The sequence below is a fragment of the Saccharopolyspora sp. NPDC002686 genome, from assembly GCF_040295745.1.
In the GTDB taxonomy this organism is placed as follows: Bacteria; Actinomycetota; Actinomycetes; order Mycobacteriales; family Pseudonocardiaceae; genus Saccharopolyspora; species Saccharopolyspora oryzae.
Genome location: NZ_JBEOVY010000219.1, coordinates 1 through 13,040 on the forward strand (window position 1 = coordinate 1; position 13,040 = coordinate 13,040).

The 13,040-nt window shown below is 69.1% G+C and carries 11 protein-coding genes; 7 read left to right on the plus strand and 4 right to left on the minus strand.

What is annotated here, in order from left to right; all coding sequences use genetic code 11:
• Positions 1-288: 288 nt before the first annotated feature.
• Both ABTZ89_RS25345 and ABTZ89_RS25350 read right to left on the minus strand, forming a co-directional pair.
• Positions 289-1,962 (minus strand): FtsK/SpoIIIE domain-containing protein, encoded by a 1,674-nt coding sequence (locus ABTZ89_RS25345; RefSeq protein WP_351048984.1) that lies wholly within the window; start codon positions 1,960-1,962, stop codon positions 289-291.
• Between the two features lie 75 nt (positions 1,963-2,037).
• On the minus strand, positions 2,038-3,369 hold the full coding sequence (locus ABTZ89_RS25350) for an MFS transporter (RefSeq protein ID WP_351048987.1): 1,332 nt from the start codon (positions 3,367-3,369) through the stop codon (positions 2,038-2,040).
• 197 nt (positions 3,370-3,566) lie between these two features.
• Between ABTZ89_RS25350 and ABTZ89_RS25355 the strand changes: the two genes are divergently transcribed.
• From ABTZ89_RS25355 to ABTZ89_RS25365, 3 genes are all read left to right on the plus strand, one after another.
• Positions 3,567-5,279, plus strand: a complete 1,713-nt coding sequence (locus ABTZ89_RS25355; protein ID WP_270946979.1) for an IlvD/Edd family dehydratase — start codon at positions 3,567-3,569, stop codon at positions 5,277-5,279.
• Positions 5,280-5,364: 85 nt separating this feature from the next.
• The gene (locus ABTZ89_RS25360) at positions 5,365-5,838 is read left to right on the plus strand and encodes a helix-turn-helix domain-containing protein (RefSeq protein WP_351048990.1); all 474 of its coding nucleotides are present in this window, start codon (positions 5,365-5,367) and stop codon (positions 5,836-5,838) included.
• 5 nt (positions 5,839-5,843) lie between these two features.
• Entirely contained in the window at positions 5,844-6,401 is a 558-nt protein-coding gene (locus tag ABTZ89_RS25365; RefSeq protein ID WP_351048992.1) for a PIN domain-containing protein, read from the plus strand.
• Positions 6,402-6,471: 70 nt separating this feature from the next.
• Here the strand turns inward: ABTZ89_RS25365 and ABTZ89_RS25370 are convergent, their stop codons facing one another.
• Together ABTZ89_RS25370 and ABTZ89_RS25375 are read right to left on the minus strand one after the other, a co-directional pair.
• On the minus strand, positions 6,472-6,963 hold the full coding sequence (locus ABTZ89_RS25370; RefSeq protein WP_270946980.1) for a CHAP domain-containing protein: 492 nt from the start codon (positions 6,961-6,963) through the stop codon (positions 6,472-6,474).
• Between the two features lie 284 nt (positions 6,964-7,247).
• Entirely contained in the window at positions 7,248-7,835 is a 588-nt protein-coding gene (locus tag ABTZ89_RS25375; RefSeq protein ID WP_351048996.1) for an immunity protein CdiI family protein, read from the minus strand.
• Positions 7,836-7,926: 91 nt separating this feature from the next.
• On the opposite strand from ABTZ89_RS25375, the gene ABTZ89_RS25380 reads away from it, so the two are divergent.
• The 4 genes from ABTZ89_RS25380 to murD all read left to right on the plus strand — a co-directional run.
• The gene (locus ABTZ89_RS25380; RefSeq protein WP_351048999.1) at positions 7,927-9,480 is read left to right on the plus strand and encodes a UDP-N-acetylmuramoyl-L-alanyl-D-glutamate--2,6-diaminopimelate ligase; all 1,554 of its coding nucleotides are present in this window, start codon (positions 7,927-7,929) and stop codon (positions 9,478-9,480) included.
• A 69-nt stretch (positions 9,481-9,549) separates the two neighbouring features.
• The gene (locus tag ABTZ89_RS25385) at positions 9,550-11,022 is read left to right on the plus strand and encodes a UDP-N-acetylmuramoyl-tripeptide--D-alanyl-D-alanine ligase (protein WP_351049002.1); all 1,473 of its coding nucleotides are present in this window, start codon (positions 9,550-9,552) and stop codon (positions 11,020-11,022) included.
• Positions 11,019-12,095, plus strand: a complete 1,077-nt coding sequence (gene mraY, locus ABTZ89_RS25390) for a phospho-N-acetylmuramoyl-pentapeptide-transferase (protein ID WP_270946984.1) — start codon at positions 11,019-11,021, stop codon at positions 12,093-12,095. Before ABTZ89_RS25385 ends, mraY begins: the two co-directional genes overlap by 4 nt.
• Before the next feature lie 82 nt (positions 12,096-12,177).
• A partial coding sequence (gene murD, locus ABTZ89_RS25395; RefSeq protein ID WP_351049006.1) for a UDP-N-acetylmuramoyl-L-alanine--D-glutamate ligase occupies positions 12,178-13,040 on the plus strand: 863 nt, incomplete at its 3' end.

Below are 13,040 nucleotides of genomic sequence, written 5' to 3' on the forward strand. Positions count from 1 at the left end.
AGATGAGGGGCGTGCTGCTCGGCAGCACGCCCCTCATGCACATGGTCCCTGCTAGGGACGGAGCAAGCGCCTGGACGGAGCGGGTTGTCCTCGCCAGCTGCCCCGCACCCGGTCGACCAGGTCTGCGACGCCGTCGGCTCGGGATTCGGCGCAGATCTCCATCGCCGGCCGGGGGTACCGCCGTTCCTTCTCCGCAGCAGCTTCCTCAGCCCGGATTCGAGCAGCCACCTCAGTGCTGTCGAGGCGGGGTAGCGCGGTGAGGAAGTGGAGCTTGTCCGGGTGCAGCCCTCAGCCAGGTTCGCGGGGCGGGACATGCTCGGCTGCTGACGAGTCGACTTGCGATTCGCTCGGGTCGCTCAGCCGCATCTCGACCCGGGTGTGCAGCAGTTCTCGCAGTTCAGGGTCGATCTCGGCCCACCTTTCGGCGGTGATGAACACGTGGATGCCGTACGCCGCGCCAGCTTCGACCAGGTGGTGCACCTCGTTCTCCAGGACCCCGAACGCCGTGCGGAACGCTTGCCAGTTGTCCACCAGCCAGAACACGTCGCCGTACGGGTCCTGGGGCAGAGCGCCGCGCAGCTTGCGCGCGCGGAAGTCCGCCATGCCGTTCACCTGCAGTTGGCAGAAGCCCTTCTGCCGCATGGTCAGCAAGGCCTTCAACTCGAAGATGATCTGCTGCACCGGGTGGATATCGGGTTGCTCGATGGCAGCGCCGACGTGCGGCAGATCGCGCAACTGCGCCAGCGAACCGCCTCCGAGGTCGACGCAGTAGAGCTGGACTTCTCGAGGCGTGTGGGTCAAGGCCAGCGACGCCGCGAGAGTGCACATCGCGGTGGACTTCCCCGAACCGGCAGCGCCCACGATCGCGCCGTGCCCGTCCAGGTCCAGCACCATCGGGCTCTGGCGGTGGTGGAACGGGACGTCGAGCAGCCCCACGGGCACTCGCAACGGGCCGAGCTTCGGGCGCACATCTACCGGGCAGCCCCGATCATCGGTGTGCCGCAGCTGCGGGAGCAGAGCGTCCAACGTGAGCGGCGCGGCCAGCGGTGGGAGCCAGATGCTCCGCGATGCAGGAGCTTTGCCCCGGACGTCGGACAGCACGTTGCTCAGCAGGGTCTGGTCGGGCGGTCCGTGGGAGACATGAGCGGTCTTGAACTTCGTGATGCCGTTCGAGGTGCGGAGGTATCCGAGCCCCGGTTCTGTTGGCAGAGTCGAGGCATCGGGGACTCCGATCGCCGAGCGGGATTCTCCGGCGCTAAAGGTCCGCAGGGCGATGCGGCAGGTGATGAAGTGCTCGAATGCCTGGTTCTTCGCCTCCTCGAGCCGTTGTGATGCGAGGAGCATGTGGACCCCCAGCGAATTGCCCAACCGACCGACTACCTGCAGGACGTCGGCGAGCATCGGATGCATCGCCAGCATCTCGCTGAACTCGTCGAGGACCACTAACAGCGCAGGCAACGGTTGTGCGCAGGCAGGATCGCCGAACTGCCGCTTCTGTCGGTATTCCCCGAAGTTCTCCGCTTGGGAGGATTTCAGCAGCTCCGTGCGGCGGTTCAACTCGCCGCACAACACCTCGCACAACCTGGCGACCCGCGACGGCGCGCTGCACAAGTCGGAGGCGACGGCGGGTACGTGCGGCGTGTGCTCGAACTCCGAGAAGGTGGCGGCCCCCATGAACTCGGCCAGCACGAAGCTGACGTCGGTCGGCGGGTGCGTGGCCATCAGGCCGAGCACGGTGGTGCGCAGCAGTTCCGACTTGCCGGAGCCGGTGGCACCGATGCACAGGACGTGCTGAAAGTCCTTGAAGTCGAGCTCGACCGGTCGTCCTGCGTCATCCACCCCGAACGGGATCCGGTGGAGATCGGGGGTGGGACGTGGTGCCCAGGCTCGGTCCACGTCGAAGCATTGACCCAGGTTCCACAGCTCGTTCGGATCGGCGTTGCAGGCCGACGCCTCGGTCATGCACGTCCCCCCAGGCCTTCGCGGTGCGAGCCAGGTATATCAAGCCGCGCTGTGCCTGAATGCTCGGACGTCGGGTCAGGGTTTTGTTCTGATATGGGGGTTCTCGGCCGGGGTTTTGGTTCGGGAGAGGGTGAGGAAGAGGGCTGCTGCTGCGAAGCCGCAGCCGGACAGGAGGTAGAGGCCTGCGGAGGGGGAGTTGAGGGTGGTTTGGACCCAGTTCTTGGCGACCGGGGCCACGAAGCCGCCCAGGTTGCCCAGCGAGTTGATCAGGCCGATGCCCGCTGCTGCCGCCGTTCCCGTCAGGTAGGCCGCCGGGAAGGTCCAGAAGACCGGTTGGACCGAGATGTATCCGGCCGCCGCTATCGACAGGCCGGCTATCGCCAGGACCGGGCTGGCGAAGTAGGCCGAGGCCGCGATGCCGACCGAGCCGCCCGCCACGCACGCCGCTGCGACGAAGCGCTTCTTCGGTTGGGCCAGGCGGTCGGCGCTGGTGGACACCGCGATGTTGACCAGCAGCGCGATGGTCCACGGGATCGCCGTGACCAGGCCGACGAGCAGTCCGACCTTGCTGCCCACCGCGTCCGCGACCTGCGTCGGCAGGTAGAAGGTCATGCCGTACACGCTGCACTGGATGAGGAAGTAGATCAGGCAGAAGTACAGCACCCGCGGATCGAGCAGTGCGCTCCGCAGCCGGTGCGGGCCGTGCGCCTGCTTCGCCTCCGCTTCCCGGTCGACCGCGTTCTGCAGCGCGTCGCGCTGGTCCGGGGTCAGCCACTTCGCGTCGGCCGGCTTGTTGTCCAGGTAGAAGAACGCCCACACCCCGACCGCGCAGGCGATCAGGCCCTCCACCGCGAACATCCACTGCCAGCCGAGGAAACCGGCCACGCCGTCGAGCTCCAGCAGCAGCCCGGACAGCGGACCGCCCAGCACCGAGGCGAGCGGGATGCCGAAGTAGAACAGCGCGTTGCAGCGCGCCCGGTAGGCGTGCGGAACCCAGTGGGTGATGAACAGGATGACGCCGGGGAAGAAACCGGCTTCGGCCACGCCGAGCAGGAACCGCAGCAGGTAGAACAGGAACTCGTCGTTGACCAGGGCCATCGCGGCGGAGATCAGGCCCCAGGTGACCATGATCCGGCACATCCACCAGCGGGCGCCGACCCGCATCATGATCAGGTTGCTGGGCACCTCGAACAGCGCGTACCCGATGAAGAACAGCCCGGCGCCGAGCGCGTAGGACGCTTCGGAGATGCCGGTGTGCGCCTGGAACTCCTCCTTGGCGAACCCGATGTTCACGCGGTCCAGGAACGCGATGACGTACATGAACAGCAGGAACGGCAGCAGTCGGACCATGACGTGCCGGATTGCGGTGGTCAGCGCCTCGTCGGACGCCCGTTCGCCGGTGTGCACCCTGCCTCCTCGTCGAGGTAGTGGTACGAAATTTCGAACACTGTCCGTAATGCGGATCACGAGCCTAGGGGTGCCATTCGGCGCGAGTCAATCGGCCGTTCGGTATAGCAATCGCTGTTCGAAATCGCGGATGGGCCGTTGCGTCCTGCTGATCGAGCTGGTTACGTCGCAGCCAGGTACTCGGCGAGGAGGGGTGCATGCCGCGGCGCAGCGCGAGTTGGTTCGGAGCGCACGGGAGGGCCGGGATGACCGCCCGGTCCTGGGTGAAGAACCAGGGCTACAGCGAGGAGGTCTTCGACGGGCGTCCGGTGATCGGCATCGGGACCACCTGGTCGGAGCTCGCGCCCTGCAACGCCCACCAGCAGCGGATCGCCGAGGCGGTCAAGCGCGGGGTGTGGCAGGCCGGCGGGTTCCCGCTGGAGTTCCCCAACATGGCGTTGGGGGAGACCTTGATGCGGCCGACCACGATGCTCTACCGGAACCTGCTGGCGATGCAGGCCGAGGAGACCATCCGCGCCAACCCGCTGGACGGCGTGGTGCTGCTGTCCGGCTGCGACAAGACCACGCCGGGTCTGCTGATGGCCGCGTCCAGCGTCGACCTGCCGACCGCGATGCTCACCGGCGGCCCGATGCTCAACGGCAAGTACCGGGGCACCGACATCGGCTCGGGAACCGCGGTGTGGCAGGCGGAAGCCGACCTGGTGGCGGGGCGGATCACGCAGGACGAGTGCTACTTCATCGAGGGCTGCATGTCCCGCTCGAACGGGCACTGCATGACCATGGGCACCGCCTCCACGATGGCGTGCATCGTGGAAGCCCTGGGCATGCAGCTGCCGTACGCGGCGTCCTGGCCCGCGGTCGACGCCCGCCGCTACGCCGCCGCGCAGCAGACCGGCCAGCGCATCGTCGAGATGGTCGAGGAAGACCTCAAACCGTCCGATGTGCTCACCCGCGACGCGTTCCGCAACGCCATCCGCGCCAACGCGGCCATCGGCGGGTCGACCAACGCCGTCGTGCACCTGATCGCGATCGCCAAGCGGGTCGGCGTGGAGCTGACCGTCGACGACTTCGACACCGACACCCGCGACGTGCCGACGCTGGTGAACCTGCAGCCCAGCGGCAAGTTCCTGATGGAGGACTTCTGCTACGCGGGCGGGTTGCCCGCGGTCCTGAAGGAGCTCGGCGACCTCGTGGAGCGGTCGGCGATCACGGTCAACGGCCGGTCGATGGGCGAGAACATCGCAGACGCGGAGGTGCACAACCGCGAGGTGATCACCCCGTTCGACGAGCCGTTCCAAGCCGTCGGCACCGGGACCGCCGTCCTGCGCGGCTCGCTGGCGCCTGGCGGTGCGGTGATCAAGCAGTCCGCGGCGTCGGCCCGGCTGCTGAAGCACTGCGGCCCGGCGATGGTGTTCGAGGACGTCGACGAGTACTACGCGGTGTGCAAGGACGACGACCTGGACGTCGACGAGAACACGGTGCTGGTCGTCCGGAACGCGGGCCCGAAGGGCTACCCCGGCATGCCGGAGGTGGCGAACGTGCCGGTGCCGAAGAAGCTCCAGGACCGCGGTTTCGACGACATCGTGCGCATCTCCGACGGCCGGATGAGCGGAACCGCCTACGGCACGGTGATCCTGCACGTCACCCCGGAAGCGGCGGCGGGCGGCCCGCTGGCCTTCGTCCGAACCGGCGACCTGATCAGCATCGACGTCCCCAACCGCCGCCTCGACCTGGAGATCCCGGACGAGGAGCTGGAGCGCAGGCGAGCGGAGTGGCAGGAGCCGGACAACCCGCACCCGCGCGGCTACCAGCGCCTGTACCACGACCACGTCCTCCAGGCCTCGGAAGGAGCGGACCTGGACTTCCTGGTCGGCAAGACCGGCAGCTACGTCCCCCGCGACGGCCACTGAGACGCGGGTTCAGCCGAGGCGACGGAGCGGTTTCGAATTTTGCGAATTTGCGTAGTATGGAGGTGGGCGAAGAACGGGAGGCGTCATGACAGCGACGTTGGAGCACACGGTCCTACCGCCGGAGGCGCCGGACGAACACCTCGGTGAGCTCGCCAGGATGCTGACGGGTGACGATGTGAAGCCGGGCTCGCTGGTGCTCGTCGGGCCTGACGGCACGCCGGCTCCGTTGCCGGAAAGCCTCGTCGAGTTGCTGCGCGATGTGGTGACGGCGCTGTCGCACGGGATGGCGATCACCGTCGCTCCGCACAACACCATGCTCACCACCCAGGAAGCGGCGGACCTCCTCGGAATCAGCAGGCCGACCCTGATCAACCTGCTGGACAGCGGCGAGGTTCCGTGCGAGCGAACTCGCGGGCGCCACCGCCGAATCCGGCTCGCCGACATCGTCGAGTACCAGGAGCGCAGTCGCCGAGAAGGCGAAGCCGCGCTCGACGAGATGATCGCCGACGGCGAGGACTCGGGTCTCTACGACGCCAACACGCCGCGCCGGACCAGGTAGGTGCCGTGACCGGTTTTCCCGCACTCCTCGACACCTGCGTGCTCTTTCCGCAGTACCTCTGCGACAGCTTGCTGCGCTTGGCGGTGTCCGGTACCTATCGGCCGTTGTGGAGCAGCGAGATACTTGGGGAGCTGCGCCGCAACGTCGCGGAGGTCGTTGGTGAGCCTGCCGTCGACCGGCGTATCGCGAACATGCGGCGTGTGTTCCCCAATGCTGAAGTCACGGGCTATGAAGCGCTGACCTGCAAGATGACCTGTGATGAGAAAGATCGGCACGTTTTGGCGGCGGCCGTCCGCGGCGGCGCTGCGGTCATCGTGACCTACAACGTCCGGGACTTTCCTGCCTCGGCTCTCGTCCACTACAACGTCGAAGCTGTCCACCCCGATGACTTCCTGCTCGACCAGCTGGACCTCTATCCGCGGCAAACTCTGGACAGTTTGCGGCGGCAGGTCGAGGCTTACCGCAAACCGCCCCAGTCCGTTGACGCTCTCTTGGCCCACTTCGGAACTCGTTGCGAACTGCCGCGTTTCGCTGCTGAAGCGCGTCGGCACTTCCACTGGTAGGTGGGCGCGGGGAAGTCCCGACTCCGGGTCAGGTCGAGACTTCCCCTGCGCTGCACGAAGGTGAGGCGGGTCAGCCGCGGCCTGGGACCTGGGGGTCGCTCCAGCCGAGGTAGTTGTCGTAGTAGGAGACGTCGTCGCCGTGGCCGATCGCGCCTCCGACGCTGGTGGCGTAGAAACCGCCGTTGCCGTCGGCGATGCCGACGTGGCCGTACTGGCTGATGTTCCAGTAGACGAACGCGCCCTTGGGAGGTGTGGAGCCGTCGGTGTGGGCCTTGCCGGCGTTGACGGCGCCGTTCCAGTGGTCGATGGCGGACGGCCAGACGCCGGTCGTGCCGTAGGAGTTCTCGGCGGCCATCTCGCAGTAGCCCTCGAGGGAGCTGTCGCCGATGCGGGCCTTGTACCAATCGATGGCGCCCTGCGCGGTGCCGTCGCCGGGTGAGGCGACCTGAACGGCCTGCGGAGCGGGCTCGGCGAGCACGGCCGGGCTGGCGAGCGGGGCGAGGGCCAGTGCCGCACCAACACCGCAGGCGCCGGCTAATCGCGCAATACGTCGAATCTTCACGAGAACCTCCCGAAAGTTGTTGATAGGCAACATTCAGGAGCCACACGCTAGCGATCACCCCGGCCGAACACCAGCAAGATGCCCTGAACAGCCGATTAACACCACAAACCGGTCAGTTCGGGGCACCCCCGCCTGGTCGACTCCCATTCCCGTCTTTCCCAGTCGGCTTCGGTGTCGGGGAATCCGGTGTCGAGCATTCCGGGGCGGGAGAAGCCGAATTTCAAGATCGTGCCGCAGCCGCAGGTCCGGCGGGATCTCTGCGGTGTCGATGAAATACCGTCGGGTCAGTTCTCGTTCCGTTGTTCGCGGGATTTCCCTGGCTGAATCAATTCCTTCTCGTGGCCGTAGGTCACGCGGACGTCGCGGCCCAGTTCGGCCGCCAGTTCGCGTGCCAATTCCTTTCCGCGTTCAACCCATCGGTTTTCGGCTTCTTCGCTGGGGAATGCGGCTGATGCCGGGTCGTTCGGGTCCCAGATGGCTTGGAACTCCTCGTCCCATTCATCCAGCTCGCGGAGGAGGGAGTCGGATACTCCGCAGTCCTTCGACAGCGCGGAATGCGGGGGATTGTCCCGTACCGCGTCGTCCGATGTGATCGTCCAGCACGGGTAGGCCCGCCATTCGGGGGCCACGTGGACTTCCAGCAAATCCGACTTCGGGTTGACCGCTTTTCCGGGCGTCCGGTCTTCGACGTTGTCGTTCGTGCCTGGTTCCCCTCGAATCGCCTCGAGGTGGCGCTGATGCTCTGGTGCAGGTGCCTCCGGGAAAGCGGCGGCCGGTGCAGTTCTACTCGTCCGGTGATCGGCCCAGCGGCGAACCGGGTGAGGTTGGTCCTTTCGGTTCAGCCGGGGTGGGGTGGGTGGTGGGGCGACCATGGGGATGCGGGCTCGGGGGGTACCGGTAGCCTGTCGCGACGTGCCTTCCGCGGTTGCCACAGCTCCGCCGCGCCCTTCCCACGTGGAGCCGGTGGAGATCGAGAAACTCGCCGATCACATCGGTGCGCGCGTGCTTCGCGCCCCTGGTCGGTCCGCTGCCCACGTGCCGGTGTCCGGGGCGACGCTGCGTGCTCAGCACGTTCGTCCCGGTGACCTGTTCGCCGCCTTGCCCGGTACTCGCGTGCACGGTGCGGACTTCGCCCAGGGCGCGCTGGAATCCGGTGCTGTGGCGGTGCTCACCGACCAGGCCGGCGTCGACCGGGCCGAGCTCGCCGAGCACCCGGCCGTCGTCGACGGCAGCGTGGCCGTGCTGGTGCACGACGATCCGCGCGGTGTGCTCGGGACCGCTTCGGCGCTGATCTACGGCGATCCGTCGAGCCGGCTGAAGATCCTCGGGGTGACCGGCACCTCGGGCAAGACCACCACCTCCTACCTGCTGGAGTCGGCGCTGCAGGCCGCCGGGTTCTGCACCGGGCTGGTCGGCACCGTGGAGACCCGCATCGCCGGGGAACGCCTGGACAGCGCGTTCACCACCCCGGAGGCTCCCGACCTGCAGGCGCTGCTCGCGGTCATGGTCGAGCACGGGGTCACGTTCGTGCCGATGGAGGTCTCCAGCCACGCGCTGGCCATGGGCCGGGTGTCCGGCACCCGCTTCGCCGTCGGGGCGTTCACCAACCTCTCCCAGGACCACCTGGACTTCCACCGCGACATGGAGGACTACTTCCAGGCCAAGGCGCTGCTGTTCGACGGCCGCGCCGAGCACGAGGTGGTCTGCGTCGACAGCGACTGGGGCCGCCGCCTGGTCAAGGACAGCACCATCACGGTGTCCACCGAGGGCAGCGCGAGCTGGTCGGCCACCGACGTGCAGGCCTTCGCCACCGGCGAGCAGACCTTCACCGCGCACGGACCCGACGAGCTCAAGCTGCACATCCGGCTGCGGCTGCCCGGTCCGTTCAACGTCGCCAACGCGCTGCTGGCCATCGGTGCGCTGCACGCGGCGGGCGTGCCGACCTGGGCGATCGAGCGCGGGCTGGCCGAGGTCGACGTGCCCGGCCGGATGGAGCGGGTCGCGCTCGGGCAGGACTTCACCGCCGTCGTGGACTACTCGCACAAGCCCGGCGCCGTGTCCGCGGTGCTCGACGCGGCGCGCGCGCAGGTCGACGGCAACGTGATCGTCGTGCTGGGCTGCGGCGGCGACCGGGACGTGGCGAAGCGGCCGCTGATGGGCGAGGCCGCCGCGCGCCGGTCCGAGCTCCTGATCGTCACCGACGACAACCCGCGCAGCGAGGACCCGGCCGAGATCCGGGCCGCCATGCTGGCCGGTGCCGAGGAGGTGCCCGCCGGCGAACGCGGCGAGGTCCTCGAGATCGGCGACCGGCGCGCCGCCATCGCCGCCGCGGTCGAGCGGGCCGCGCCCGGGGACATCGTCGTCGTCGCAGGCAAAGGCCACGAAACCGGGCAGGAGGTGGCGGGGGTCGTGCACCCGTTCTCCGACCGGGAGGAACTGGCCGCCGCGCTCCGCCATAGGCTTGGGGGCCCAGAAGGGACCGATGTTCGTCGGGGGCAGGTCCACGAGGAGGCGTAGCGGGCGCGGAGTCGCGTTCGCGCAAGCCGACCGGGTGCGGGTGAGCCCGCAAGACGGAGTGGAGGCAAGTTGATCCGGCTCAGCCTCGCTGACATCGCGCGTGCGGTGGGTGGCGGGCTTCATCGTGCGGAAGGTTCGGAGACCGTCACCGCGGGCGTCGAGTTCGACTCCCGCAAGGTCGAGACCGGCGGGCTGTTCGTGGCCGTGCCGGGCGAACGGGTCGACGGGCACGACTTCGCCGCGCAGGCCGTCGCCGACGGTGCGGTGGGTGTGCTCGCCGCGCGCGAGGTCGACGCGCCGGCGGTCGTGGTGCCGCCGATCCCCGACTCGGACCGCTCCGGCGCGCTGGCGCTCGCCGGGGACGAGGACGGCTCCGGCGCCGCGGTGCTGACCGGCCTGGCGAAGCTGGCCAGGTACGTGGTCGACCGCCTGCCGCAGCTCACCGTGGTCGGCGTGACCGGCTCGTCCGGCAAGACGTCGACGAAGGACTTGATCGCGCAGCTGCTGGCACCGATGGGGCCGACGGTCGCGCCACCCGGCTCGTTCAACAACGAGCTCGGGCACCCGTGGACCGTGCTGCGCGCCGACGAGAACACCAAGCACCTGGTGCTGGAGCTCTCCGCGCGCGGCGTCGGGCACATCGCGAACCTGTGCGAGGTCGCGCCGCCGCGCATCGGCGTGGTGCTCAACGTCGGGCACTCGCACGTCGGCGAGTTCGGCTCGCAGGAGGCGATCGCGCAGGCCAAGGGCGAGCTGCCGGAGGCGCTGCCCGCGGACGGCGTCGCAGTGCTCAACGGCGACGACCCGCTGGTCGCGGCGATGGCCGAGCGGACCAAGGCGCGCGTGGTGCTGGTCGGGGAGCGTCCCGACGCGCACGTGCGGGCCGAGGACATCGCGGTCGACGAGCTGGCGCGGCCGACGTTCACGCTGGTCACCGCCGAGGGCTCGGCGCGGGTGACGTTGCCGCTGTTCGGCGAGCACCACGTCGGCAACGCGCTGGCCGCCGCCGCGGTCGCGCTGGAGCTCGGCGCGAGCCTCGAAGAGGTCGCCGCGCGGTTGGGCTCGGTGCGGCGGATGTCGGCGCGGCGCATGGAGGTCAGCAAGACCTCGGACGACGTCACGGTCGTCAACGACGCGTACAACGCGAACCCGGAGTCGATGCGCGCCGCGCTGAAGACGCTGGCCGCGATGACCCGCGGCCGTCCCGGCCGGGCCTGGGCGGTGCTCGGGCCGATGGGCGAGCTCGGCGAGGCCGAGACCGAAGCGCACGACGAGATCGGACAGCTGGTCGTCCGGCTGAACATCGACCGGCTGGTGGTGGTCGGCGAACAGGCCCAGGTGATGCACCAGTCGGCATCGCTGGAGGGGTCGTGGGGAGAGGAGTCGGTTCTGGTGCCGGACGTCGATGCGGCTGTCGCGCTGCTGCGCGCCGAGCTGCGTCCCGGTGACGTTGTCCTGACCAAGGCGTCGAACTCCGCCGGGTTGTGGCGGGTCGCGGAGGCCTTGCTGGCTGCTGGTGGGACGGAGGGGCAGGCGACGTGAAGCCGATCCTGGTGGCGGCCGCGGTCGCCCTCGTGGTCTCGATCCTGTTCACCCCGTACCTGATCCGGGTCTTCTCCAAGCAGGGCTTCGGCCAGGAGATCCGCGAAGAGGTGCAGAGCCAGCACGCCGCCAAGCGCGGCACCCCGACCATGGGCGGCGTGGCGATCCTGGTCGCCATGTGGTGCGGCTACCTGGCCACCCACCTGATCATGGGCGACCAGCCCACGGTCACCGGTCTGCTGGTGCTGGGCCTGACCACCGCGCTGGGCATCGTCGGGTTCCTGGACGACTTCATCAAGATCCGCAAGCAGCGCAACCTCGGGCTGAACAAGACCGCGAAGCTGGTCGGCCAGCTGGTGGCCTCGGTGCTGTTCGCGGTGCTGGCCATCCGGTTCCCGAACGAGCACGGCGTGACGCCGGCGTCGACCGAGCTGTCCTTCCTGCGCGACATCTCGGTGATCTCCTTCGGCGTGATCGGGTTCGTGATCTTCGCCTACGTGGCGATCAGCGGCTGGTCGAACGCGGTGAACTTCACCGACGGCATGGACGGCCTGGCCGGTGGTACCGCGGCGATGGTGCTGGCGACCTACGTGCTCGTCGCGTTCTGGCAGCTGCGCAACGACTGCTTCGCGCTGTCCGGCCCGGCGCCGGGCTGCTACACCGTGCGCGACCCGCTGGACATCGCGGTGGTGGCGGCCGCGGCGATGGCGGCCTGCGTCGGCTTCCTGTGGTGGAACGCCGCGCCGGCGAAGATCTTCATGGGCGACACCGGTTCGCTGGCGCTCGGCGGTCTGCTCGCCGGGCTGTCGATGGCCACCCGCACCGAACTGCTGATGATCATCATCGGTGGCGTGTTCGTGGTCGAGGCGCTGTCGGTGGTGCTGCAGATCGTGGTGTTCCGGACCACCCGGCGCCGGTTGTTCCGGATGGCCCCGTTCCACCACCACTTCGAGCTGGCGGGCTGGGCCGAGACCACGGTGATCATCCGCTTCTGGGTGCTGGCCGGGATCAGCTGCATGTTCGGCGTGGGCCTGTTCTACGCGGATTGGCTTTCCGCGGCGCTGACGAGGTGACCTGCTGGTGTGAGCGGCGATGGTCGTGAGAACCGCCATCGCCGCTCGCGCCGGCGGACCGACGAGATTGGGAGACGACGGCGTGGCAAGCCGGTTCCAGGGATTGCAGGTGCTGGTGGCCGGGGCCGGGGTGTCCGGCCGCTCGGCGGCTGAAGCGCTGCTCGCGGCAGGCGCCGCGGTGACCGTCACCGACGGTTCGGCCGATCGGCTCGCCGCCCTCGCCTCGTTGCAGTCGCAGGGCGCGGAGCTGGTTCCCGGTCTGTCGGAGCCGCCGACCGGCACGGACCTGGTGGTCACCAGCCCCGGCTGGCGGCCGGACGCGCCGCTGCTGGCGGCCTCGGCCGCTGCGGGCGTCGAGGTGATGGGCGAGGTCGAGCTGGCCTGGCGCCTGGACCAGGAGAAGGAGACCCCGGCGACCTGGCTCGCGGTCACCGGCACCAACGGCAAGACCACCACCGTCAGCATGCTGGAGTCGGTGCTGCGCGCCGCCGGCGTCGACGTGGTGGCCTGCGGGAACGTGGGCCTGCCGGTGGTCGACGCGGTCCGCGCCGGGCACGAGGTGCTGGCCGTGGAGCTGTCCAGCTTCCAGCTGCACTGGTCGGAGTCGCTCGCGCCGCACGCCGCCGTCGTGCTCAACCTCGCCGCCGATCACCTGGACTGGCACGGCGACCTCGACGCCTACGGCGCCGCCAAGGCCAAGATCTACGCGGGCAACTCGGTTTCCATCGCCAACGCCGACGACGAGTGGTCGACCCGCCTGGTCGCCGCCGCGACCGGTCGGACGGTGTCCTTCACGCTCGGCTCGCCGGAGTCGGGGCAGCTCGGCGTCGAGGGCGGCGAACTGGTGGACCGGGCCTTCGGCGACCGCGCGGTGCTCGCGTCGCTCGCCGACGTGCACCCGGCGGGCCCGCACAACGTCGCCAACGCGCTGGCCGCGGCGTCGCT